Source organism: Polaromonas sp. SP1 (assembly GCF_003711205.1).
In the GTDB taxonomy this organism is placed as follows: domain Bacteria; phylum Pseudomonadota; class Gammaproteobacteria; order Burkholderiales; family Burkholderiaceae_C; genus Polaromonas.
On sequence record NZ_CP031013.1, the window covers coordinates 4,361,250 to 4,383,316 of the forward strand.

General features: G+C 63.5%; 23 protein-coding genes. 13 read left to right on the plus strand and 10 right to left on the minus strand.

What is annotated here, in order from left to right; translation table 11 throughout:
* Window positions 1-32: 32 nt before the first annotated feature.
* Together DT070_RS20450 and DT070_RS20455 are read right to left on the minus strand one after the other, a co-directional pair.
* The gene (locus tag DT070_RS20450) at window positions 33-668 is read right to left on the minus strand and encodes a 3-oxoacid CoA-transferase subunit B (RefSeq protein WP_122957047.1); all 636 of its coding nucleotides are present in this window, start codon (window positions 666-668) and stop codon (window positions 33-35) included.
* A 1-nt stretch (window position 669) separates the two neighbouring features.
* Window positions 670-1,377, minus strand: a complete 708-nt coding sequence (locus DT070_RS20455) for a CoA transferase subunit A (protein WP_122957048.1) — start codon at window positions 1,375-1,377, stop codon at window positions 670-672.
* A gap of 100 nt (window positions 1,378-1,477) precedes the next feature.
* Here DT070_RS20455 and DT070_RS20460 point away from each other — a divergent pair, with 100 nt between their 5' ends.
* From DT070_RS20460 to DT070_RS20470, 3 genes are all read left to right on the plus strand, one after another.
* On the plus strand, window positions 1,478-2,035 hold the full coding sequence (locus tag DT070_RS20460) for a PAS and helix-turn-helix domain-containing protein (RefSeq protein WP_122957049.1): 558 nt from the start codon (window positions 1,478-1,480) through the stop codon (window positions 2,033-2,035).
* Window positions 2,036-2,164: 129 nt separating this feature from the next.
* Window positions 2,165-2,671 carry a DUF1993 family protein gene (locus DT070_RS20465; RefSeq protein WP_122957050.1) on the plus strand — a complete coding sequence of 169 codons (507 nt, stop codon included), beginning with the start codon at window positions 2,165-2,167 and terminating at the stop codon, window positions 2,669-2,671.
* Window positions 2,672-2,797: 126 nt separating this feature from the next.
* A complete protein-coding gene (locus DT070_RS20470; protein WP_122957051.1) occupies window positions 2,798-3,283 on the plus strand; it encodes a GNAT family N-acetyltransferase in 486 nt (161 codons plus the stop codon).
* 8 nt (window positions 3,284-3,291) lie between these two features.
* On the opposite strand, the gene DT070_RS20475 is transcribed toward DT070_RS20470, so the two are convergent.
* On the minus strand, window positions 3,292-3,663 hold the full coding sequence (locus DT070_RS20475) for an HPF/RaiA family ribosome-associated protein (protein ID WP_122957052.1): 372 nt from the start codon (window positions 3,661-3,663) through the stop codon (window positions 3,292-3,294).
* A gap of 197 nt (window positions 3,664-3,860) precedes the next feature.
* Window positions 3,861-4,763 carry a LysR family transcriptional regulator gene (locus DT070_RS20480; protein WP_122957053.1) on the minus strand — a complete coding sequence of 301 codons (903 nt, stop codon included), beginning with the start codon at window positions 4,761-4,763 and terminating at the stop codon, window positions 3,861-3,863.
* A 100-nt stretch (window positions 4,764-4,863) separates the two neighbouring features.
* Here DT070_RS20480 and DT070_RS20485 point away from each other — a divergent pair, with 100 nt between their 5' ends.
* A complete protein-coding gene (locus DT070_RS20485) occupies window positions 4,864-5,889 on the plus strand; it encodes a zinc-binding alcohol dehydrogenase family protein (protein ID WP_122957054.1) in 1,026 nt (341 codons plus the stop codon).
* 732 nt (window positions 5,890-6,621) lie between these two features.
* Here DT070_RS20485 and DT070_RS20490 read toward each other — a convergent pair.
* The gene (locus DT070_RS20490; protein WP_122957055.1) at window positions 6,622-8,082 is read right to left on the minus strand and encodes a catalase; all 1,461 of its coding nucleotides are present in this window, start codon (window positions 8,080-8,082) and stop codon (window positions 6,622-6,624) included.
* A 281-nt stretch (window positions 8,083-8,363) separates the two neighbouring features.
* Here DT070_RS20490 and DT070_RS20495 point away from each other — a divergent pair, with 281 nt between their 5' ends.
* Together DT070_RS20495 and DT070_RS20500 are read left to right on the plus strand one after the other, a co-directional pair.
* Complete coding sequence (locus DT070_RS20495) at window positions 8,364-8,738, plus strand: carboxymuconolactone decarboxylase family protein (protein ID WP_122957056.1); 375 nt, start codon at window positions 8,364-8,366, stop codon at window positions 8,736-8,738.
* 45 nt (window positions 8,739-8,783) lie between these two features.
* Entirely contained in the window at window positions 8,784-9,383 is a 600-nt protein-coding gene (locus tag DT070_RS20500; RefSeq protein WP_122957057.1) for a peroxidase-related enzyme, read from the plus strand.
* A gap of 23 nt (window positions 9,384-9,406) precedes the next feature.
* Here DT070_RS20500 and DT070_RS20505 read toward each other — a convergent pair whose 3' ends face one another.
* Window positions 9,407-10,006, minus strand: coding sequence for a TetR/AcrR family transcriptional regulator (locus DT070_RS20505; protein ID WP_122957058.1), 600 nt, complete (start codon window positions 10,004-10,006; stop codon window positions 9,407-9,409).
* A 151-nt stretch (window positions 10,007-10,157) separates the two neighbouring features.
* Here DT070_RS20505 and DT070_RS20510 point away from each other — a divergent pair, with 151 nt between their 5' ends.
* The gene (locus tag DT070_RS20510) at window positions 10,158-11,060 is read left to right on the plus strand and encodes a metal-dependent hydrolase (protein WP_122957059.1); all 903 of its coding nucleotides are present in this window, start codon (window positions 10,158-10,160) and stop codon (window positions 11,058-11,060) included.
* Between the two features lie 99 nt (window positions 11,061-11,159).
* Here DT070_RS20510 and DT070_RS20515 read toward each other — a convergent pair whose 3' ends face one another.
* From DT070_RS20515 to DT070_RS20530, 4 genes are all read right to left on the minus strand, one after another.
* Window positions 11,160-11,582: a thioesterase family protein gene (locus DT070_RS20515; RefSeq protein ID WP_122957060.1), complete on the minus strand. Its 423-nt coding sequence runs from the start codon at window positions 11,580-11,582 to the stop codon at window positions 11,160-11,162.
* A gap of 7 nt (window positions 11,583-11,589) precedes the next feature.
* On the minus strand, window positions 11,590-12,492 hold the full coding sequence (locus DT070_RS20520) for a DMT family transporter (RefSeq protein ID WP_122957061.1): 903 nt from the start codon (window positions 12,490-12,492) through the stop codon (window positions 11,590-11,592).
* 3 nt (window positions 12,493-12,495) lie between these two features.
* The gene (locus DT070_RS20525) at window positions 12,496-13,146 is read right to left on the minus strand and encodes a LysE family translocator (RefSeq protein ID WP_122957522.1); all 651 of its coding nucleotides are present in this window, start codon (window positions 13,144-13,146) and stop codon (window positions 12,496-12,498) included.
* A 177-nt stretch (window positions 13,147-13,323) separates the two neighbouring features.
* Window positions 13,324-14,106 carry an SDR family oxidoreductase gene (locus DT070_RS20530; protein WP_122957062.1) on the minus strand — a complete coding sequence of 261 codons (783 nt, stop codon included), beginning with the start codon at window positions 14,104-14,106 and terminating at the stop codon, window positions 13,324-13,326.
* A gap of 123 nt (window positions 14,107-14,229) precedes the next feature.
* Between DT070_RS20530 and DT070_RS20535 the strand changes: the two genes are divergently transcribed.
* From DT070_RS20535 to DT070_RS20560, 6 genes are all read left to right on the plus strand, one after another.
* Window positions 14,230-15,915 (plus strand): electron transfer flavoprotein-ubiquinone oxidoreductase, encoded by a 1,686-nt coding sequence (locus tag DT070_RS20535; protein ID WP_122957063.1) that lies wholly within the window; start codon window positions 14,230-14,232, stop codon window positions 15,913-15,915.
* A 533-nt stretch (window positions 15,916-16,448) separates the two neighbouring features.
* Entirely contained in the window at window positions 16,449-17,564 is a 1,116-nt protein-coding gene (gene galE / locus DT070_RS20540; protein ID WP_122957064.1) for a UDP-glucose 4-epimerase GalE, read from the plus strand.
* Window positions 17,565-17,711: 147 nt separating this feature from the next.
* On the plus strand, window positions 17,712-18,041 hold the full coding sequence (locus tag DT070_RS20545) for a hypothetical protein (RefSeq protein WP_122957065.1): 330 nt from the start codon (window positions 17,712-17,714) through the stop codon (window positions 18,039-18,041).
* Window positions 18,042-18,043: 2 nt separating this feature from the next.
* Entirely contained in the window at window positions 18,044-19,582 is a 1,539-nt protein-coding gene (locus tag DT070_RS20550; protein ID WP_122957066.1) for a lipopolysaccharide biosynthesis protein, read from the plus strand.
* A gap of 9 nt (window positions 19,583-19,591) precedes the next feature.
* Window positions 19,592-21,091, plus strand: a complete 1,500-nt coding sequence (locus DT070_RS20555) for an O-antigen ligase (protein ID WP_122957067.1) — start codon at window positions 19,592-19,594, stop codon at window positions 21,089-21,091.
* Window positions 21,092-21,095: 4 nt separating this feature from the next.
* Window positions 21,096-22,064 carry a glycosyltransferase family A protein gene (locus tag DT070_RS20560; protein ID WP_122957068.1) on the plus strand — a complete coding sequence of 323 codons (969 nt, stop codon included), beginning with the start codon at window positions 21,096-21,098 and terminating at the stop codon, window positions 22,062-22,064.
* The last annotated feature ends 3 nt before the right edge of the window (window positions 22,065-22,067 follow it).

Consider the following 22,067-nt stretch of genomic DNA (forward strand, 5'->3'; position numbering starts at 1 on the left):
TTTGAGCTTCAGGGCCTTCAGCCCCGGACCGTTCAGATCAGCGTCACGCCGGTCTTGGCCTGCAGCGCTTCACGCGTCACGCCAGGCGCCAGCTCCACCAGCTTCAGGCCTTCGGGCGTCACGTCCATCACGGCCAGGTCGGTGATGATGCGGTCCACCACGCCCACGCCCGTCAGCGGCAAGGTGCATTGCGGCAGGATCTTCATGTCTTCGGTGCCGTCCTTCTTTTTGGCGACGTGCTCCATCAGCACGATCACGCGCTTGACGCCGGCCACCAGGTCCATCGCGCCGCCCATGCCCTTGACCATCTTGCCCGGGATCATCCAGTTGGCCAGGTCGCCCTTTTCGCTGACCTGCATCGCTCCCAGGATGGACAGGTTGATCTTGCCGCCGCGAATCATCGCGAAGCTCTCGTGGCTGCCGAAAATGGCCGAGCCCTTGATGGTGGTGACGGTCTGCTTGCCGGCATTGATCAGGTCGGCGTCCACTTCGTCTTCGGTCGGGAAAGGGCCGATGCCCAGCATGCCGTTTTCCGACTGCAGCCACACCTCCTTGTCACCGGTGAAATTGGCCACCAGCGTCGGAATGCCGATGCCGAGGTTCACATAAAAACCGTCTTCGAGTTCCTGGGCGGCACGCGCCGCCATCTGGTCTTGGGTCCAAGGCATATCAAACTCCCGCTTTCTCGGTGATGGTTCTTTTTTCGATGCGCTTTTCGGGATTCGCATTGAGCACAATACGGTGCACATAAATGCCCGGCAAATGGATGTCGTCCGGCGCCAGTTCGCCGATCTCGACGATTTTTTCCACCTCAACGATACAAATCTTGCCGGCCATCGCAGCAGCTGGGTTGAAGTTGCGCGCCGTGAGGTTAAAGCGCAAATTGCCGGACTTGTCGGCCGTGTGCGCCTTGACCAGCGCCACATCCGGCACCAGCGAGCGCTCCATCACATAGGTCTCGCCGTCAAAGTCACGCAGTTCCTTGCCGTCGGCCACCTGGGTGCCCACACCGGTCTTGGTGAAAAACGCCGGGATGCCCGCGCCGCCCGCACGCAGCTTTTCAGCCAGCGTGCCCTGCGGCGTGAATTCCAGCTCAAGCTCGCCCGCCAGGTACTGGCGCTCGAATTCCTTGTTCTCGCCGACATAGCTGGCGATCATTTTTTTGATCTGCCGCGTCTGCAGCAGCTTGCCCAGGCCGAAGTCGTCCACGCCCGCGTTGTTGGAGATCACCGTCAGGTTCTTGGCCTGGCTGTCGCGCAGCGCGTCGATCAGGGCCTCGGGAATGCCGCACAGGCCAAAGCCGCCGACAGCCATCAGCTGGCCGTCCTTGACGATGCCTTTGAGGGCCTCCGCAGCGGAAGGGAAAAGTTTCTTCACGAATAGTCTCCTTGTGTCATCCGGTGGTCAGGATTCTTTACCGGCAATCCATTACGATACTACTTATCAAGTTACGTAGTTTTCCGTAAAGGTAAGTACTGTGGAAGTGGATTACCAGCTCGCATTCGATCTGGCACCCGTCGGGCTGGTGCTGTCACGCAATCGCTCGATTGTGGACTGCAACCGGCATTTGTGCGAGATGTTTGGCGCCACGCGAGAACAACTCGTTGGCCAGTCCTTCCTGGTCCTCTATCCCAGCGCTGACGAGTACGAGCGCATAGGCGCGCGCATGATCCCGATCCTGAACGCCAAGGGGCTTTATTCCGACGACCGCATCATGAAGCGCGTCGACGGCCGCAACAAGGGCGAGACCTTCTGGTGCCACGTCACCGGCCGCGCGCTCAACCGCAGCGCGCCGCACGAGGCCGGCATCTGGACTTTTGAAGACTTGAGCTCACGCCGGCCCGTCACCGCAGAGCTCACCGCACGCGAACGCGAAGTGGCCGCCCACCTGATGGACGGCATGACCTCCAAGGAAATCGGCCGTGCCCTCGTCATCAGCCACCGTACGGTCGAGATTTACCGCGCACGGTTGATGCGCAAATACAAGGCATCAACAACGGCGGACCTGGTGCACAAGCTGATGGCCGGCTCCTGAGCAGGCATTGCGGGCGCTCCCTGCAAGGTTTTTGCAACGGGGACAAAATCGGTTCCGGCGTCTGCGCCGTTTTCTGCCGTTTCCAGCCCCGGCCATCTTGCCGAACCCTCACCGTCCACGAGAACTCCCATGCCATTGACGCTCTACCAGGCTTCCATTCCCGTCTTTATTCGCGGCTTTAACAACCTGTCGGCCGTGCTTGAAAAAGCCAAAGCCCACGCCGCGGCCAACAACATCGATTTGGCGACCTACGTCAACGCCCGCCTGGCGCCCGACATGTACCCGCTGTCCGGCCAGGTCCAGAGCGCGAGCGACGCCGCCAAATTCGCCGCCGCGCGCATCGGAGCCATCACCGCGCCCAGCTTCCCCGATACCGAAACCACGTTTGACGAGTTGCAGGCCCGCATCGCGAAGACGCTGGATTTCCTCAAAACCGTGAGCGAGGAACAAATCAACGCCCGCGCAGGCGGCCAGGTCACGCTGAAAATTCGTGGCAAGGAAATGAATTTCGAGTGCGAGCCCTATTTGCTGAACTTCGCGCTGCCGAATTTTTTCTTTCACCTCACCACGGCCTATGACGTCCTGCGCAACCAGGGTGTGCCGCTGGGCAAGATGGACTATCTGGGAAGCTTCTGAGTTTGCCGGCCGGGTGGTGCATCTGTGGCATCTGTGGCATCTCTGCAATTGCTATTAAATCAGGAGCACCTGGTCCACGTGGTTACTGGTCCGCAGGCCTAAATGACTTAAAAAATCCCGTCACGCATGCTCATCCGGCCCTATACACACACGGACCTCAGCGCCGTCGCCCAACTCTTCACTGACGCGATCCACGGTCTTGCTGCCAGCCACTACGACGAAGCGCAGCGCGCGGCATGGGCGCCACGCCCACCCAATCTGGATTACTGGCAAACGCGCCTGAGCCCACTGCAAGTGCTGGTGGCACAAGACCCGCCGGACGGCGGTGCCCTGCTCGGCTTCATCGGCTATGAAAAAGACGGCCACATCGACCTGATGTTCACCTCACCCACGGCGGCGCGGCGCGGGGTCGCATCACGATTGCTGGGCCAGGCCGAGGCCGCGTTGCGCGCGCTCGATGTGCAAGCGTTGTTTACTGAGGCCAGCCTGCTCGGCCGGCCCTTTTTTGAGCGCCAGGGCTTCACGGTGAAAGAGGAGCAGCACATCGAATTGCGCGGCGCGAAGTTCCGGCGCTTTGCCATGGTCAAGGCCATGGCCCACGGCCAGCCCTAGCCCACGCTTCAGGACGCGCCCGGTTCCGGCGCCGGTTCATGCCGGATGGTCTCGCGATCACGGTGATGGTCGCGCAGCTTGCCCAGGGTGTGGTCCAGCACGCGCTTGAGCTTGTCGCTCGCACCGCGAAAAGCCAGGTCCTGGTTCGGTGCGTTGTGGTTGACAGCCAGCGGCTCGTGGTGCGCCAGCCGCGCCTCCATCACGCAGCGCTTTTGCTCCAGGCCGCCGGCCTTGTCGCTGTTCTCGTCGCTCATGTGCACTTCAATGCGGGTGATGTCGCCTTTGAAGCGGCTCAGCGAGGCATGGAGCTCGTCGCTGGCCCAGCGCTCGAACGATTCGCCGGTGTGCAGGGTGTTCTTGGAATTGACCTGGACTTGCATGGGAGTTTTTCCTTTCAGTGTTGGCAGCGCGCGGGCCTGCGGGCCGGGCTGCTTTGAAATCCGCCAGGGTGGCGGCTGGAAAATTCATTGTGCGCGCTATGGGGATGGCACCGTGTAGTCCTGAGCCCAACCCTGAAGTAAGGGCGGTCTTCAACGCCCTGCTTGCCGGCTGCGGCAAAGCAGCGCAGACTGTGCGGCTACGTCTTCCCAAGCGCGGCGCAACGCCCGGCGATGAACTCGCGCAACAAGCGCAAACCCGGTGTCAATTGCCTCCGTCCGGGCAACACCATGTAGATGGGCGACGCCTCAGTCTGCCATTCAGTGCACAGCGCGACCAGCCTGCCCGCCGCCAGGTCGCTCGCCACGTCCAGCCCTGACTTGTAGATGACGCCGCGGCCGGCCAGCGCCCACAGGCGCACCACGTCGCCGTCATTGGCGATGTTGCCGCCGCCCACACGCACGGTGGCCTCTTCGCCGCCCCGCCAAAAGCGCCACCGGTCATACACGTCTTCGCCCAGCATGAAACACAGGCAGCTGTGTTTGGCCAGCGCTTGCGGCGCGTCGGGCGCGCCGTGCTTTTCAAGATACGCGGGCGAGGCACACAGCACACGCCGATTGGTCAGGTCTACCGGCAAGGCCAGCATGCTCGAGTCGGGCGGTTCGCCCTGGCGAAAAGCGGCGTCCACCAGGTCGCTGTAGACATTGGTGACGCGGTCAGACAAATGCAGGCGGTACTGGATACCAGGGTGCAACTGCTGAAATGCGTCGAGCCAGGGCAGCAGCAGGTTGCGGCCAAAGTCCGAAGGCGCCGCCAGTTGCAGCATGCCGCGCACCTGCTGCTGCCCGCTGGCCAGTTCCAGTTGCGCGTCACGCAAGGCCGCCAGCGCTGGCTTGCAATGCGCCAGAAATACGTCGCCCTCGCGCGTCAGGCGCAAGCTGCGGGTGGAGCGCACAAAAAGGGGCGCCTGCAGCTCTTCTTCCAGCCGTTTGAGCGCCGCGCTGGCGGCGGCGGGCGTCAGGTCCAGGCTGCGGGCCGTGGCCGACAAACTGCCGGTTTCCACCGTGCGAACAAAGATTTCCAGGTCTTGCAGGGCTTTCATTTACAAATTTTATTTGTAAATATCTTCAATTCATAGCCTATTTATCTTCATTTTCAAAATCAATACAGTTGAGACCAGGTTCACTTCAAAGGAAAACACCATGAAAGCCATCGGCTACACCCAGGCCCACGCCCTCAATGCCCCAGGGCAGGCCGGTTTGCAGGACATCACCCTGCCCGACCCCACACCCACCGGCCACGACATCCTGGTCGAGGTCAAGGCGGTGTCGGTCAACCCGGTGGACACCAAGGTACGCGCCAGCGCGGCCCGCAGCGCCGGCCCGCAATACAAGGTGCTGGGCTATGACGCCAGCGGTGTCGTGCGCGCCGTCGGCCCCGAGGTCACGCTGTTCAAGGCCGGTGACAAGGTCTGGTACGCGGGCTCCATCGCCCGGCCCGGCACCAACAGCGAGCTGCACCTGGTTGATGAACGCATCGCCGGCCGCATGCCGCAGACACTGAGCTTTGCCGAAGCCGCCGCCCTGCCGCTGACCAGCATCACCGCCTGGGAAATGCTGTTTGACCGCCTCGGCATCGTGCCGGGCAAGGCGCCCACCAACAAGACGCTGCTGATCATCGGCGCCTCAGGCGGCGTGGGTTCGATCATGACGCAGCTGGCCACGCGCCTGACCTCGCTCACCGTCATCGGCACGGCATCGCGGCCCGAAACCCAGGCCTGGGTGAAGGAGCTCGGCGCGCACCACGTCATCGACCACAGCCGGCCGATTGCCGAAGAACTCAAGCGCATCAGCATCCCTGCGGTGGACTACATCGTGGGGCTCACGCAAACCGACAGCCACCTGGCGCAAATCGCCGAGGCCATCGCACCACAAGGCAAGTTCGGCCTGATCGACGACCCGGTGAACTTCGACATCACGCTGTTCAAACGCAAGAGCGCATCCATCCACTGGGAGCTGATGTTCACACGGCCGCTCTTCGGCACGCCCGACATGGTGGCGCAGCACCGGCTGCTCAACGAGGTCGCCCAGCTCGTCGACGCGGGCCTGATCCGCACGACGCTGACAGAAACCTTCGGCACCATCAATGCGGCCAATTTGCGCAAAGCGCATGAGCTGGTGGAGTCCGGAAAGGCGCGGGGCAAGGTGGTTCTGGAGGGGTGGGTTTGAGCGTTTAGCCGGCTCTTGCTCCGGCGGTTGCGCTCTCTGCTGAGGGTTGCTGGCCGGGAGTCGCCCGGCATGCGACTCACTTTTATCGAAACCCGCAAAGCGGGTTTTTTTGTTCGCCAAATGCGCGACATGCGCGCGGGGTTTGCTCACTTCGCGCAGCGAAGTTACGCAAACACCAAAAGTAAGCAAAAAAAGGCGCCCCTGGTTCCTGCGTCCCTTCGCTTCGCTACGGGCAACCTGCGGTGCTCAGCCCAGCCGGGGTCAAAAACAACTCGCTTCGCTCAAACAAGTTTTTGCCCTGATCCGTCTGGCCCTCCGCTCCCCGGCGCATCCACAAGGGGCAATCGGGAGCGGGGACAAAGACAAAAAAACCAATACAAATACAACAAGGACTCGCCACGGCGAGTCCTTGTTTCTTTTGGTATTCGGTATTGGTATTCGGCTGTTTGGTATTTCTTTCCCCACCCCCTTCTGGATGCGCCGAGGAGCGGAGATTCAGGCGGATCAGGGATCGCGTTGTTTGAGCCGAAGGCGAGTTTAGCGAGACCCCGCCTGAATCGAGCACCGCAGGTTGCCCGTAGCGAAGCGGAGGGACGCAGCCAGCAGGGTCGCCTTCTCTTTGCTTACTTTCTCTTGGCGAAGCAAGAGAAAGTGAGTTGCCGCCGGGCAACCCCCGGCCAGCAGGACTCAGCAAAAAACACAAAGGCCGGGACAAGCCCCGGCCAGGCAAACTCAAACCACAGGATTAGGCGAAGGCGACGCAGCCCCCTTCGCCAGCGCCGCAGCCACCCCTGCCCCATAAGCCGGATCGGCCTTGGTGCAATTGGCAATGTGCCGCTCCTGGATCGCTTTGGAGGCGCCGCCCACCGAACGCGCGGTGTTCTCGAACAGCACCTGTTGCTGCGCCGGCGTCATCAGGCGGAACAGGTTACCGGGCTGCGAGTAGTAGTCCTCGTCCACGCGGTGGTTCCAGTGGTCGGCCGCGCCTTCAATCGACAGCGGCGGCTCGGCGAAGTCGGGTTGCTCTTGCCATGAGCCCTTGCTGTTGGGCTCGTAGCCGATCTCGGCGCCCTTGTTGTCGTCCACACGCATCGTGCCGTCGCGGTGGTAGCTGTGGAAGGGGCATTTGGGCGCGTTCACCGGAATCTGGTGGTGGTTCACGCCCAGGCGGTAGCGCTGTGCGTCGCCATAGCTGAAGAGACGCGACTGCAGCATCTTGTCGGGCGAGAAGCTGATGCCCGGCACCACGTTGGCCGGCGAGAAGGCGAGCTGCTCCACTTCGGCGAAATAGTTTTCGGGGTTGCGGTTCAACTCCATCACGCCCACGTCGATCAGCGGGTAGTCCTTGTGCGGCCAGACCTTGGTCAGGTCGAACGGGTTCAGGTGATAGGTGGCCGCGTCTTTTTCGGGCATGACCTGGATCTTCAGGTTCCAGCGCGGGAAGTCCTTGTTGTCGATGGCGTTCAGCAAATCGGCCTGGGCGCTTTCGCGGTCGCGGCCCACGATTTCGGTGGCTTCGGCGTCCGTCAGGTTCTGGATGCCCTGCTGCGAGACAAAGTGGAACTTGACCCAGAAGCGTTCGTTCTTCGCATTGAGGAAACTGAAAGTGTGGCTGCCAAAACCGTGCATGTGGCGGTAGGACTTCGGAATGCCGCGGTCGCTCATCACGATGGTGACCTGGTGCAGGGCCTCGGGCAGCAGCGTCCAGAAGTCCCAGTTGTTTTCAGCGCTGCGCATGTTGGTGCGCGGGTCGCGTTTGACGGCGCGGTTCAGGTCGGGAAACTTCAGCGGGTCACGCAGGAAGAACACCGGCGTGTTGTTGCCCACCATGTCCCAGTTGCCTTCTTCGGTGTAGAACTTGACGGCGAAGCCGCGGATGTCGCGCTCGGCATCGGCCGCGCCGCGCTCACCGGCCACGGTGGAAAAGCGCAGCACCAGCTCGGTCTTCTTGCCGACTTGCGAGAAGATTTTGGCTTTGGTGTATTGCGTGATGTCGTGCGTCACGGTGAAGGTGCCGTAAGCGGCCGAGCCCTTGGCATGCATGCGCCGCTCGGGAATCACCTCGCGCGCAAAGTGCGCCAGTTTTTCCAGGTGCCATACGTCCTGCAACAGTACCGGGCCGCGCGGGCCTGCGGTTTGTGTGTTCTGGTTGTCGACGACCGGTGCGCCGGCGGCGGTGGTGAGTTTGCTCATGAGGGGGCTCCTTGGATCAAAGTGGTGGCTGGCTGCGTCTTATCGATAGAAATGATCTATTGATAGTAAATTGATTGTTGTCAAAAACTATTTTCAGCGCAAGGCCTGTCCGATAGTAATTATTCAAAGCGCCGATAGGCAAACAAGACAGTGCGCCTTGCACAAACTCATGTCGCGACCTTGTTTGACGATGCGGTGACCACGCCATCACGAGGGATGGGCGGCGCATGAAATACCACCACCCGGCTATGCTGGCAGCTTCTATTTCAGGAGCAGCTCACATGGATTCCCAATTCGACAAAGGTCTGGCCACCCGCAAACAGGTGATGGGCGAGGATTTTGTGGCCAACGCGTTTGGCAAGGCGACCGATTTTTCGATGCCCATCCAGCAGTACATCACCCGCAATGCCTGGGGCGATGTGTGGCAACGCGCCGGGCTCGACCTGAAAACGCGCAGCATGATTACCGTGGCCATGCTCACCGCCATGGGCAAGCAGCACGAGCTCAAAGGCCATGTGCGCGGCGCACTCAACAACGGCGTGACGCCCGAGCAGCTGCAGGAGGTGCTGCTGCACGCCAGCATTTACTGCGGCTTGCCCGCCGCCGTCGAGGCCTTTCGCACCGCCGCTGAAGTGGTGGATGCGCCCAAGCCATGACGCAACTTTTTAAAAGCTCAACCCCCCAAAGAAAGGGACACCACCATGCCCATCCGCTACCCCGCTCCTGAACTCAAAGACCTTCCCGACGACATCAAGGCCAAAGTCCTCGAAGTGCAGGAAAAGGCCGGCTTTGTGCCCAACGTCTTCCTGGCCCTGGCCCGCCGCCCCGCCGAATGGCGCGCCTTCTTCGCGTACCACGATGCGCTGATGCTCAAGGAAGAAGGCTCCAACCCCACCGGCACATTGACCAAGGGCGAGCGCGAGATGATCGTCACCACCACCAGCGCGGCCAACAATTGCCTGTACTGCGTGGTGGCGCACGGCGCCATCCTGCGCATTTATGAAAAGAAGCCGCTGGTGGCCGACCAGGTGGCGGTGAACTACCGCAAGGCCGACATCACGCCGCGCCAGCGCGCCATGCTCGACTTTGCGATGAAGGTTTGCCTGCAGGCCGACAAGATCGAGGACGCCGACTTTGAAGCGCTGTACGGCCACGGTTTTGACGATGAAGACGCCTGGGACATCGCGGCGATCACCGCGTTCTTTGGCCTGTCCAACCGCATGGCGAGCTTCAGCAACATGCAGCCCAATCCCGAGTTCTACCTGATGGGCCGCGTGCCCAAGCCGCCCAAACCCGCCTGACCGTGACGCCGTTGCGCGCGTGATCAGGCCCTGATCACGCCCAGCACCATGCGCACCAGCTCGTCCTCAAACTCGGGCGTGCCCAGCAGCGGCGAGTCCTCCAGCGAGGCACTGCGGATCGCGCCCATCACCGCGCGCGTGGCCACAAACATCATGGCCGGCGTGGGTGCGCGCAGCGCCGGGTCGCCCAGCTGCGACAGCGCAAACGCGTTGCGCTCGGAGGCCTCGCGCAGCGCCTGGGTGATGTTTTCATGATGGTCCATGCGCCAGGCCAGGCGGATCATGGCGCGCTTGTGTTTGGGGCCGCTGCCGAATGACTCCACCAGCGTGTGCACCAGCTCACGCACGGCGGAGTTGGCGTCGCGGCGCTCCTGCACGGCGCGTTTCATCAGGGCCTGCAGTTCATCGAGCACGCGCCGCCGTTCGCGGTTGATCATCGCCAGCAGGATGGCCTCTTTGCTGGGAAAGTACTGGTAGAGCGTGCCGATCGAGAAGCCGGCTTTTTTGGCGACCTTGTTGGTCGTCAAACCGGCCTCGCCGTCGCTTTCCACAATCTGAGCAGTGGCTTGAAAAATCGTTTCTATGGTGCGTTGGGCGCGGTCCTGCGTGGGCAGTTTTCGCATGCTGTCAGAGGAAGACGGGCCCGAAGGCGGACTGGCGTGGGTCATGGTGTGAAAACTGAGCAATAGGCGAGTTGTGAGGTGCGGCTCAAAACTGAATAATGCTCACTAACGGGCCCTTTTGCAAGTTCTTGCAAGGCTTGAATCGACCTCCATGACACCTCTTGCCACCTCTGCCGCAACGCCCGCCTCCACCGGATCGGCCAACCTTTCGGGCCTGACGGTGCGCAAACTGGAACTGGATTTGAGCCAGGGCTTTGAGCGCCACTGGCACGGCGGTGACGCCTTTTTGAGCCAGTACCACAACGCACTGTCGATGAGCTTTCCGGTCGGCGAGCAGTCCTTTATCGACGCGGTGCGCGACTGCGCCAAACTGCTGCCCCGCACGCCCGAACACGCGCTGCTGCACGAAGCCGCCGCACAATTCATCGGCCAGGAGGCCACGCACCGCCACATCCACGGGCTTTACAACGCACACCTGGAAAAGCAGGGCCTGGTCAACGGCTGGCAGCACTGGGCCACGGCGCGCATTGCGTTTGCACGCTCCAAAAATGTGAGCCCGCGCCACATGCTGGCGGTGACGGCCGCGTACGAGCACATCACCGCAGTGCTGGCGGACTTCCTGCTGCGCCACGACCGATCGTTGGACAAGGCCGACCCGAAGATGCAGATGCTGTGGCGCTGGCATGCGGCCGAAGAGACCGAGCACCGCGCCGTGGCCTACGACCTGTACCACGCGCTGCAAGGCAACTACGCCTGGCGCATCCGCTGGTACGTTTATGCCGTGCTGGTGTTTTCATTTGATTCGGGGCGGCAGACAGTGCTGAACCTCTGGCACGACGGCACGCTGTTCAGGCCCGGCACCTGGTGGAGTGCGCTGAAATACTTCTGGGGCCGCAACGGCGCCATGTGGCATGTGGCCAGGCCTTTGCTGGCCTACTTCAGGCGCGACTTCCATCCGGACCAGGAGGCGTACTCAGCGCCTGAGCAGCAAACCCGGGGGATTGCGCAGCGCTGGCTGAAAGACAACGAGAAGCGCTTTCGCGTGGTGCGATGAAGGCGGTGGCGCCCGGCCGCCGCTGCAACGCTTCATTGCTATCTAATTGATAGCTAAAGGCCAAGACACCGCCTGGGCCAGAGGCCTTTTTTCCTTAAATTATTCTTCGACAATCTTGCGCATCCAGTCGGGCAAGGGCCTGGATTTTTGCGCCGGAAAGTCCACCCAGATGGTGGTGGCGCCGCCGGCGGCGCAGATCACGCCGGGCGAATCCGTGCGCTCCATGGTGGCCCAGCTTTCAAAGGTGCTGCGGCCCGGGTCGCTCACATACATCTTCATCAGCACATCGCCCGGGTACTCAAGCTGCTTGTAGAAATTGCAGAAGGCATTGACGATCACCGGGCCCTCGCCTTTGGGATCGGGCTTGCAGCCGATCGCGTACATCCAGTCGATGCGTATGGTTTCAAGGTAACGAAAATAGCTGCCGTTATTCAGGTGGCCCATGGCGTCCATGTCGCCCCAGCGGATGGGGATCACCATCTCACGAACCAGTTTTTTCTTTTCGGGGATTTCGATCTTCATAACGGTCCTAACGATGCGCCCGGATAGACGCAAGAATGCCCAGCGTGAACAGCACGCAGGCGGTGAGCTGCACCAGTGTCGGCCAGCGGCCGTCCCAGGCAAATGAATACAGCAGCGCAAAAATGGTTTCGCTCACGATGAGTTGCCCGCACAGGCTGGCGCTGAGGCGCTGGCTGGCCATGTTCCACAAGATGGTGGCCAGCCAGGTGGAGCCCACACCGGCGATGACGCAGAGCAGCACAAACATCCAGCGGTCATCACGCGCAGCCAGCACGCTGGCGTCCGAGCCCGCAACCAGCCACATCAGCAGCGCACCCAAACCGGTGGCCACGCCCAGCCAGTTCGCCCAGTCGGTGGCGTTGACTTCAGGGTGGCGCTTGAGCCAGGCGGAGTTGAGAATCGCGAACGCCGTCCAGCACACCAGCGACGCCGATACGAACAGCATGCCACGCCAGAAATGCGCGGCGGCACCCTGCCCGGCCTCATGTGTGGAGCCCATCATCAGCGCCAGCCCCGCCAGCGTGAGCGCCAGCCCGGGCAGCAGCGCGGCCCAACGCAGCCCCTGCGGCTTGCCCAGCAGCATGACCCAGATCGGGATGGTGCCGATCACGAGCGATGGCACTTCAGTGCCCGCATCACGAATGGCCAGCACCAGCAGCAGGTAATAGCCGCTAAAGCCCAGCACACTCATCACCAGCGCCGCCCAGGCCTGGCGCAGCGTGGGCAGGCGGCGGCTGCGCATGCCGATCAGCATCACCAGCGCGGCCAGCACCCCGTAGACGGCAAAACGCCCTGCCGTAAGGTCAATCGACGAATAACCGCCCGCGCCCATCTCGACCATGCGCGGCGCGACAAACACCAGGCCCCACAGCGCTCCCGCCGCGAGCCCGGCCAGAATGCCCGTCAGCATGCGTCAGGCAACATGCGCAGTAGCCACCAGCCGCAGCCCGAGCAGGCCCATGGCGCCCGCGGCCACGCGGTCTACCAGCGCCTTGCTGCGCAAATACGCTGCGCGCGGCACGGTGGACGACAGCACCAGCGCCACCACCGCATACCAGCCGGTTTCCATCACCAGCACGCCCGCCAGCACCAGCAGCGCGGCCGGCAGCGGAAACTGCGCAGGCAGCAAAGCCGCGAACACGCTGCTGTAAACCACCACGATTTTGGGGTTGCTCAGCTGGGTGACGAGGCCGAGGCGAAATGACTGCCACACCGTCTGGCGCGAAACACCATCACCCGCGCCGCCCATCTCCAGCGGCTGGCGCGCACCACGCCAGATGTTCAAAGCCATCCACATCAGGTAGAGGCCGCCCACCACTTTCAGCGCCATGTACACACCGGGCAAGGCGGCCAGCAAGGCCTGCAGCCCGGCCAGCGCCAGCATGGCAAACACCAGCGCACCCAGGCCCATGCCGGCTGCTGCGGCCAGCCCATCGGCGCGCGAACGCGAGACAGCGATGCGCGCCACCTGCACAAAACTGGGGCCAGGGCTCACAACGCCGGCGAGCAGCGCCAGGAGGATCAGGCCTATCGGGCCCAGATAGGGCAATACAGACTCCAACATGTTCTTCTCCACGAATTGATTGATGTTGCGAATATCAGTTTACGAGTGTGTCTTAAAACCGGCTTAGAGCCGTTCACAAAACCCAGCGAAGCGGTCCTGGCTAGGCGCGACGCCGCAGACAGTGCTACAGCACGGCAAGGCGGCGCAACAACGCCAGGAGGGTTTTGTGGACGGCTCTCAGGCGCCGAAGCCGTCGTCGGCTGCGATCACCGCGCCATTCACGAAGTGGCTTTCAGTGCTGGCCAGCATGATGAGCAGCGCGTCCAGGTCTTCCGGCTTGCCCACGCGTTTGCGCGGCAGCATCTGCACCAGCTTCTTGCCTTGCTCGGTTTCCCAATGGTGGTGGTTGATCTCGGTGTCGATGTAGCCAGGGCAGATCGCATTGACGTTGATGCCGAACTTGCCCCACTCCAGCGCCATGGCCTTGGTCATCTGCACCACGGCCGCCTTGCTCATGCAGTACACGCCGATTTGCGGCAGCACACGCAGCCCGGCCATCGAGGCGATGTTGATGATGCGACCGCCGGCGTAGGTGCCCGGCGCCGCACCGCGCGAGCGGGCCAGCATGCGCTTGCCGACTTCCTGGGCCACAAAGAAGGCGCCTTTGACATTGGTGTTGAAGATGAAATCGTAGTCTTCTTCGCCCACGTCCTGTATGCGCTGCGTGGTGCTGACACCCGAGTTGTTGACGAGGATGTCGATGGGGCCGACTTCGGTTTCGGCATGCGCCACACCGGCCTTGATGCTGGCGTGGTCCGTCACGTCGAGCTCGACCACATGCGCGTCGCCGCCTGCCGCTTCAATCTGCGCGCGCAAGTCTTTGAGCTTGTCGAGCCGGCGGCTGGCCAGCACCACGGCGGCGCCGGCCTTGCTCAGTGTTTTGGCAAACTGCGCACCGAGCCCGCCCGATGCACCGGTCACGAGGGCGACACGCCCCGAGAGATCCAGGCTGTAAGCCATTAGAGGCTCCTCTCAATTAAAGCTGCACAAAAGAGAACGACCGTTCGCATCATTGCATTCGCGGCATAAAATCCAACGCGAGACAGCAATCCTTCCTGAAAATCATTATCAGCGAGTCCCCCGATGAATACCCAAGAAATTCTGGCCCAGTTCGGCCCCCGCGAAGCGATGGAATACGACGTGGTCGTGGTGGGCGGAGGCCCGGGCGGCCTGGCCACTGCCATTCGCTTAAAGCAGCTTGCCGCCGAAAAAGGCACCGATATTTCCGTCGTGGTGCTTGAAAAAGGCTCCGAGCCCGGCGCGCACATTCTCTCGGGCGCGGTGATGGACCCGAAGGCGCTGACCGAACTCATCCCCGACTGGAAAGCCCAGGGCGCGCCGCTGAACCAGCCCGTCACCGCCGACGAAGTGCTTTTCCTGACCGAGAAAGGCACCCTCAAGACGCCGGACTTTTTTGTGCCGGACTGCTTTCACAACGAAGGCAACTACGTCATCAGCCTGGGCAATGTGGTGCGCTGGCTGGCGCAGCAGGCCGAGAACATCGGCGTTGAAATCTTCCCGGGCTTTGCCGCCGCTGAAGTGCTCTTCAATGACGACGGCTCCGTCAAGGGCGTGGCCACCGGCAACCTCGGCATTGGCAAAGACGGCCAGCCCACCGACAACTTCCAGCTCGGCATGGAGCTGCACGGCAAGTACACCGTGTTTGCCGAAGGCGCACGCGGCCACCTTGGCCGCCAGCTGATCAACCGCTTCAAGCTCGACGAAGGCCGTGACCCGCAGGGCTATGCACTCGGCGTGAAAGAGCTGTGGGAAATCGATCCCGCCAAACACAAGCCGGGCCTCGTCATCCACACCGCCGGCTGGCCCATGGACAGCCAGACCTACGGCGGCGGTTTCATGTACCACCTCGAGGACAACAAGGTCACGCTGGGCATGGTCACCGGCCTGGACTACAGCAACCCTTACCTCAGCCCGTTTGAAGAAATGCAGCGCTGGAAGACGCACCCCAGCATCAAGGCTTACCTGGAAGGCGGCAAGCGCATCAGCTACGGCGCGCGCGCCATCACCGCCGGCGGCGCGCTGAGCCTGCCCAAGACGGTGTTCCCCGGGGGCGCACTCATCGGCTGCGAAGCCGGTTACCTCAATGCCGCGCGCATCAAGGGCAGCCACGCCGCCATCAAGAGCGGCATGCTGGCCGCCGAAGCCGCGTACGACGCCGTCACAGGCGGCCGCCAGCACGACGAGCTGGCCGCCTACCCCGAGGCCTATGCCAAAAGCTGGCTTGCCGCGGAATTGAACCAGTCGCGCAACTTCAAGTCCTGGTTCAAGAAGGGCTTGTACGTCGGCGCCTTCATGACCGGCATCGAGCACTGGCTGCTGCCCAAGCTGGGCATCAAGAGCCCGCCCTGGACGATTCACAACAGCACGCCCGACTACGCCAAGCTCAAACCGGCAGCCGAGTGCACGCCCATCGTGTACCCCAAGCCCGACAACAAGATCACCTTTGACCGCCTGAGCTCGGTGTTTGTCTCCAACACCAACCACGAAGAGCACCAGCCCGCGCACCTGACGCTGAAAGACGCGAGCGTGCCGGTCAACATCAACCTGGCCAAATATGCCGGCCCCGAAAGCCGCTACTGCCCGGCCGGTGTCTACGAGTTTGTGAAGAACGCCGACAACACCGACCGCCTGCAGATCAATGCGCAGAACTGCGTGCACTGCAAAACCTGCGACATCAAGGACCCGACACAAAACATCGTGTGGGTCACGCCTGAAGGCGGCGGCGGGCCGAACTATGCCGGCATGTAAGCCGCTGCGCGATCTTTCAAAAAGCCCGGTACCCGCCGGGCTTTTTTTATGCCCGTAAAAGCCTTACCGTCTTATTGCTATCAATTTAGTAGCTAAAAGACCATATATTTAAAGGGCTAGAGGCCTAAAAGGCTTGAAAAACGGGAAGACGCCTGAGGCCGGCGCCCACCCCGTACAGGTGCGCGAGGCATTGGCAAGCTTTGTGACTTTCTGTCTGCCGCGCCGCACCCACGGCTGCCGCACATACGCCGCATACGCACGCCCGCAGGCGCCTGCGAGCGAACCGTGCATTTCATTCACAAGTGCTTACTGAACGATTCGTCACGCTTTCGGTCCGGTCGCAAGCCATCCCACGCTAACTTGCGGCTTACGCTGACACGCCGCCGCCCTATGTCAAAAGACACTGCAACCAATTCGGCGAAACGGCGCTGCGTTTGCACGCAGGCTTTCAGCAACGGCGGTACGGCCTTGCGACGCACGCTTCATCCACCCGCTTCAACCGCTGCAGCGCAGCTCCTCCTGGCAACTTACCCATGACAGATAACACTCCCAGCGTGCTGCTGACCGGCGGCGCAGGTTACATCGGCAGCCACACGTTTGTGGCCCTGGTAGAGGCCGGTTACCGCCCGGTCATCCTTGACGATTTTTCGAACAGCCACCCGGCGGTGCTGCAACGGCTCGAGCAATTGACGGGCCGGCCCGCACCCTGCGAAAAAGGCAATGTGCTGGACACCGCCTTTGTGGCCGACGTGCTGCGCCGCCACCGCTGCGTGGCCGCCGTGCACTTTGCCGGCTTCAAGGCGGTGGGTGAAAGCGTGGCGCAGCCGCTCATGTACTACCGCAACAATGTGAGCGGCCTCGTGAGCCTGCTGGAGGCGATGGCCGCCACCACCGTTTGCCGCTCCGTGGTGTTCTCTTCGACCGCCACGGTGTATGGCGACCCGGCCAGCGTGCCCATCGATGAAAGTTTTCCCTGCGCACCCGAAAGCCCTTACGCCCACAGCAAGCTGGTGTGTGAAGACATCCTGGCTTCTCTGCGCGTGTCGGACCCGGGCTGGCGCACCGGCGTGCTGCGTTATTTCAACCCGGTGGGCGCACACGCCAGCGGGCTGATCGGCGAAGACCCGAACGGCATCCCGAACAACCTGATGCCTTTTGTGACCCAGGTGGCCGTGGGCAAGCGCGAGCGCCTGAAGGTCTTCGGCAACGATTACCCGACGCCCGACGGCACCGGCGTGCGCGACTACCTGCATGTGGTCGACCTGGCCGCCGGCCACGTGGCTGCCGTGCGCGCCCTGCTGGACAAAGGCCAGAGTTTTACCGTCAACCTGGGCACGGGCGAAGGCACCAGTGTGCTGGGCGTGGTGCAAGCCTTCGAGCGCGCCAGCGGGCGGCCCGTCCCGTTTGAATTCGCACCCCGGCGGGCCGGCGATGTGGCGCAGTATTTTGCCGACGTGTCGCTGGCCGGCAGCCTGCTGGGCTGGCGCGCGGCGCACACCATCGACGACATGTGCCGCGACGCCTGGCACTGGCAGCAGCGCAACCCCGACGGCTACCGCACGGCGGCCTCCAGCTCTGCGGCCTTATACGCGCCGGCGCCTGCGCGCAATAGTCCGAACGGCTCCCTCCGCCCAACGGTCAGCGCTTAGTTCCCCTTGCAACACAACGGCAGCCCCATGCACACAAAACACACCTGCTTTTCACCGGCACGAAACAGGCCATGAGCCGTTCGGACTATTGCCGATTGCTGCACCGCACAACAAACTCATCCCCTGCTTTTGACAGAGGAGAAATTCATGACTGAAGCCTTGCCTAAAGCCCTTTTTTCCGCCGTCCTGCTGGCCTTGCTGGCTTCAGCGCCGGCCTCGTACGCACAATCCCCCGCCGCCCCTGCCGTGAAGGCTGTTACAGCCGAAAATCCCGCACGCATGAAGCTGCAGCCCGGCGCCGAAAGCGCGAAGGTACGTGCGGTCTACAGCCCCGACGTGCGCGCCAACCCTTTGCAAAACGCCGGTGACGAACCGGCCGCCGCTGAATCCGGCTGGCGCTCCTACGGCATGCTGCTGGCCACGCTGGTGTTGATGGGCGTGATCGCCGTGCGGCGTTACAAGGCTGGAAGGCCCTGAGCATGAGTGGACTCGGCCGGCCTGGCGTCGCGGCGGTCAAATGGAGCGCGGCGTCCACGGCCGCACGTTTTGTGCTGCAGCTGATGGCCCAGGTCGTCCTGGCGCGCACCCTGGGGCCGGATATTTTTGGTGTGTTCGCCATCGGGATGGTGGTGCTCACCTTTGCGACCTTTGTCTCGGGCTTCGGTTTCAGCTGGAGCCTGCTGCAGCGCCAGACCCTGCATGATGAGGACGTGCGCTTTGCCTGGACCTGGCAACTCATCGTGGGCCTGGCCACCACGGCGGCGCTGTACCTGCTGGCGCCTTTGCTGGCGGCCTACTTCCGCGAGCCGCGCGCGCAGGCGGTCATTCAATGGCTCTCACTGGCCTGCCTGCTGACGGCCGCCGCCGCGCCCGCCACCTACCTGCTGCAGCGCGACCTCAACTTCCGCGCGGTCGGGCTGGTGCAGGTGGGCAGCTACGCCGCGGGCTATATCGCCGTCGGCCTGCCGATGGCGCTGATGGGGCAAGGCGAGGCTTCGCTGGTGGCTGCGTGGCTGGTGCAAGCTGCCGTGCAACTGGCGGCCAGCTACGCGCTCAAGCCGCATGCGGTGCGGCCGCTCTTTTGGTATGCCGGTGCGCGCTCCGCCGTCGGCACCGGGCATACCGTGTTTTTCACCAACATCGTCAACTGGCTGCTCAACAACCTGGACCGCGTGCTGATCGGGCGACTGCTCAATGCGCAGGCACTGGGCCTTTACAACGTGGCCTACAACCTGGCCACCATGCCCAACACGCTGTTGCTGGGCGCACTGCAGCCGGCCTTCCTGGCGGCCGGCGCGCGGCTGCAAGACGATGTACCCCGGCTGGGCCGCGCCTACCTGCAAATGCTGGCCACCATCGCCGTGCTGGGCCTGCCGGTTTTTGTGACGCTGGCTTTTATCTCGCGCGACATCGTGCGTGTGCTGTACGGGCCGGCCTGGGCCGACGCGGCCTGGGTGCTGGGCACGCTGTTCCTGTGCATGCCGGCTTATGTGATCTGGGGCCTGTCGACGCCCGTGCTGTGGAACACCGGGCGCAAGCATTACGAATTCCTGTTGCAGCTGCCATTGGTCGCCGTGGGCGCGGCAGCCTTCTACCTCCTGGCAGGCCAGGGCATCCATGTCGCTGCGGCAGTGGCCGGCGGGCTGCTGGTGCTGCGTGCCGCCGTCATCACGATTGCAGCCTTCCGTGCGCTGGACCTTCGCGCGACAGCCTTGCTGCCGGATGCCTTGCGCGGGCTGCTGTTCAGCGCGTTGTGCATCGCCGGCGTACTGGCTGCGCAGCATGCGACGGCAAGGTTTGACATCCCCCTGCTGTCGCTGGCTGCGGGTGCCCTGGCAGCTGCGGTGCTGCCGGCCTTGCTGCTGATCGTGCGGCCGCAGCTGTTGGGCCGTGATGCATCCGACATGGTGATCCGCTTTGTCCCGGGCCTTGCGAACTTCCTGCGCCGCGCCGGTGCCGTGCCTCCTTCCGCCCCTTCATCCAGCCTGTCCGCCACGCTCGGCGAGCAGCGCCCTTAAGGCTGGTATATGGAGCAGACCGTCGTCATCGCAGTCCTCGTCGCCGGCGCCATTTTGGCGGCGCTCACGGCGGCGCTGGGCATGGCGGGCGCGGTCCATGTGACCTCGCGCCGGGCGCAGGGTTATATGCACTGGATCTTCTACGCCATCCTGCTCATGGTGGCCATGGCCAACTTCCTGTCGGGCCGTGACCTTTCCAGCAGCAACACCAATTTCGACCAGGTGGTGGTCATGGTGCGGCACCCGCTGATGTCGCTGGTGCAGCCGCTGGCCTCCTTGCTGCTGCTGGCGCTGGCCGGTGAGCGTGTCATCACGCACTGGATACGCCGCGACCGCAGCGCGCAAGCGCCCTCCATCCTGCTGCTGGTCTTCATCCTGTTCTGGGGCGCCACCGTGGCGGCGCCCGCCCTGCTGGGCGCACACCCGCACCTGTCGCACGACTATGTCTACCCGCTGGTGATCGGCTTCGCAGCCGTGCTGGCAACGGCCACCGAGCGCGACCTGGCCCTGGGCGCAACACGCAACGCCCTGCTGCTCTTCATTGCCGCGGGCTTGCTGCTGGTGCCCTTCAAGCCCAGCCTGGTGATGGACGCCTCTTACACGCAGGGCCTGTTGCCGGGCGTGCCGCGCCTGGCGGGCCTGGCCCCGCATGCCGTGTCGATGGGCATGCTGGCGCAGTTGGGCCTGCTGTGCCTGCTCGCGCGCCCCTTGCAGCGCGTGTGGCTCAACCGCATGGCATGGGGCCTGGGCCTGCTGGTGCTGTTCCTGGCGCAGTCCAAAACGGCATGGATCTCGTTTGTGCTTTGCTCGGCCTGCGTTCTTGTGGTGCGCCAGGGGCCGGGCTTCATGCGCCGCGTCGGTGACCCGGTGCGGCCCGGGTTCGGCATCGTCACGCTGCTGGCCTTTATGGCGGCCGTCGCGGGCATCGCCGGCTTGCTGATGTTCGGCGAGATCGATGCACGCCTGAGCAGCTTTTTTGACAGCGCCCAGGGCGCGCAGCTGGCGTCCCTCACGGGGCGCGACCAGATCTGGGCGATCGCCTATGACGAATGGCAGCGCAACCCCGTGTTCGGCTACGGGCCGACGCTGTGGGACGCGAGCTTTCGCGAAGCCATCGGCATGCCGAACGCCACCCATGCGCACAACCAGTTCATGGACACGCTGTCGCGCTCGGGAACGGTAGGCGCGGCCGCACTGGTGCTGTATGCGCTGGTGCTGCTGGTGCTGTCCATCCGTTATGCCCGGGCCAGTGGCGGCCTGACGCTGGCGCTGTTTGTGGCGCTCACGCTGCGCGCCATCAGCGAGGTGCCGCTGCTGCTGTTCGGCTACGGCCCCGAGCTCATCGCCCACGTGCTGCTGCTGATGACGCTGGCCGCCGCCGTGCGCGAGGCGCGTGAAGCCCGCGAACGCCAACGCCGGCCGGCCGGGGCGCCGCCGGCAGCCCGCGTTGAGTCGGCTTTTTCCAGAGACCCCAAAAATCCCCTGGCCGCGGCCCGGGCCCACCCGTGACACCATGAAATTTTCCATCGTCATCCCGCTTTACAACAAGGCGCCCTACATCAGCGACACCATCGCCTCGGTGCTGGCGCAAACCTGGACCGACTTCGAGATCATCGTGGTGGACGACGGCTCCACCGACGGCGGCGCCGAGCTTGTGGGCTTCATCACCGACCCGCGCGTGCGCCTGGTGCGCCAGGCCAATGCCGGCGTTTCCGCGGCGCGCAACCACGGTATCGAACTGGCGCAAGGCGAATGGGTGGCTTTTCTCGATGCCGACGACTGGCACCACCCCAACTACCTCGCGGCACTGGCATGGGCCCAGATACGCTACCCCGGAGCCGACACGGTGGCCACCGACTACCTGCCGGTGCCCGACACCCTGGCGATGTGGCCGCCTCGCTGGCCCGCAATGCCGGAAGCCCCTGAGATTGAACTGATCACCGACCTGCCGCAGCGCTGGATGGTGTCACCCACGCTGTGCACCAGCGCGGTGTCGGTGCGGCGCGCGCGCCTGCGCGAAATGCAGCCCTGCTTTCCCCCCGGCGAATCGCATGGCGAAGACCTGGACCTGTGGTTCCGCCTGGCAGAGCAGACGCCGGTGGCGCTGCTCCACGCGCCGCTGATGGCCTACCGCCTCGCCGTTGAAGGCAGCCTGACCAGCGGGCATGCCGACCTGGCCATGCCGCCTTTCCTGGAGCGCATGGCGCAGCGCGCACTGACCGGCGCCATGCCGGCCTCGCGGCGCAACTCGGCCCTCTGGCTGGTGGCCCAGTACCAGATCACACTCGCGCGCCAGGCCCTGGCCGCCGGGCGCCGCCGCGAGGGCTGGGCCTGGCTGCTGAAAGCACGCCGCGCGGCTGCCGGAAAACGCTGGTGGCTGACGGCCGCCATGGCGCTGTTGATGCCCGGCCCGCTGGTCAGGAACTGGCAGCAGTGGCGCTTGCGCCGCACCGTGCAGTCGGTAAGCCCGGAGGCCGGATAAAAA

What these genes read in the sequence shown, in the direction of transcription:
- DT070_RS20510 (WP_122957059.1), top strand. Translation starts at nt 10,158, where the DNA reads ATGACACCTCTTGCCACCTCTGCCGCAACGCCCGCCTCCACCGGATCG.
- DT070_RS20515 (WP_122957060.1), bottom strand. Translation starts at nt 11,582, where the DNA reads ATGAAGATCGAAATCCCCGAAAAGAAAAAACTGGTTCGTGAGATGGTG.
- DT070_RS20545 (WP_122957065.1), top strand. Translation starts at nt 17,712, where the DNA reads ATGACTGAAGCCTTGCCTAAAGCCCTTTTTTCCGCCGTCCTGCTGGCC.
- DT070_RS20495 (WP_122957056.1), top strand. Translation starts at nt 8,364, where the DNA reads ATGGATTCCCAATTCGACAAAGGTCTGGCCACCCGCAAACAGGTGATG.
- DT070_RS20560 (WP_122957068.1), top strand. Translation starts at nt 21,096, where the DNA reads ATGAAATTTTCCATCGTCATCCCGCTTTACAACAAGGCGCCCTACATC.
- DT070_RS20485 (WP_122957054.1), top strand. Translation starts at nt 4,864, where the DNA reads ATGAAAGCCATCGGCTACACCCAGGCCCACGCCCTCAATGCCCCAGGG.
- DT070_RS20505 (WP_122957058.1), bottom strand. Translation starts at nt 10,006, where the DNA reads ATGCGAAAACTGCCCACGCAGGACCGCGCCCAACGCACCATAGAAACG.
- DT070_RS20535 (WP_122957063.1), top strand. Translation starts at nt 14,230, where the DNA reads ATGAATACCCAAGAAATTCTGGCCCAGTTCGGCCCCCGCGAAGCGATG.
- DT070_RS20490 (WP_122957055.1), bottom strand. Translation starts at nt 8,082, where the DNA reads ATGAGCAAACTCACCACCGCCGCCGGCGCACCGGTCGTCGACAACCAG.
- DT070_RS20525 (WP_122957522.1), bottom strand. Translation starts at nt 13,146, where the DNA reads ATGTTGGAGTCTGTATTGCCCTATCTGGGCCCGATAGGCCTGATCCTC.
- DT070_RS20465 (WP_122957050.1), top strand. Translation starts at nt 2,165, where the DNA reads ATGCCATTGACGCTCTACCAGGCTTCCATTCCCGTCTTTATTCGCGGC.
- DT070_RS20500 (WP_122957057.1), top strand. Translation starts at nt 8,784, where the DNA reads ATGCCCATCCGCTACCCCGCTCCTGAACTCAAAGACCTTCCCGACGAC.
- DT070_RS20470 (WP_122957051.1), top strand. Translation starts at nt 2,798, where the DNA reads ATGCTCATCCGGCCCTATACACACACGGACCTCAGCGCCGTCGCCCAA.
- DT070_RS20450 (WP_122957047.1), bottom strand. Translation starts at nt 668, where the DNA reads ATGCCTTGGACCCAAGACCAGATGGCGGCGCGTGCCGCCCAGGAACTC.
- DT070_RS20520 (WP_122957061.1), bottom strand. Translation starts at nt 12,492, where the DNA reads ATGCTGACGGGCATTCTGGCCGGGCTCGCGGCGGGAGCGCTGTGGGGC.
- DT070_RS20530 (WP_122957062.1), bottom strand. Translation starts at nt 14,106, where the DNA reads ATGGCTTACAGCCTGGATCTCTCGGGGCGTGTCGCCCTCGTGACCGGT.
- DT070_RS20555 (WP_122957067.1), top strand. Translation starts at nt 19,592, where the DNA reads ATGGAGCAGACCGTCGTCATCGCAGTCCTCGTCGCCGGCGCCATTTTG.
- DT070_RS20475 (WP_122957052.1), bottom strand. Translation starts at nt 3,663, where the DNA reads ATGCAAGTCCAGGTCAATTCCAAGAACACCCTGCACACCGGCGAATCG.
- DT070_RS20480 (WP_122957053.1), bottom strand. Translation starts at nt 4,763, where the DNA reads ATGAAAGCCCTGCAAGACCTGGAAATCTTTGTTCGCACGGTGGAAACC.
- galE (WP_122957064.1), top strand. Translation starts at nt 16,449, where the DNA reads ATGACAGATAACACTCCCAGCGTGCTGCTGACCGGCGGCGCAGGTTAC.
- DT070_RS20550 (WP_122957066.1), top strand. Translation starts at nt 18,044, where the DNA reads ATGAGTGGACTCGGCCGGCCTGGCGTCGCGGCGGTCAAATGGAGCGCG.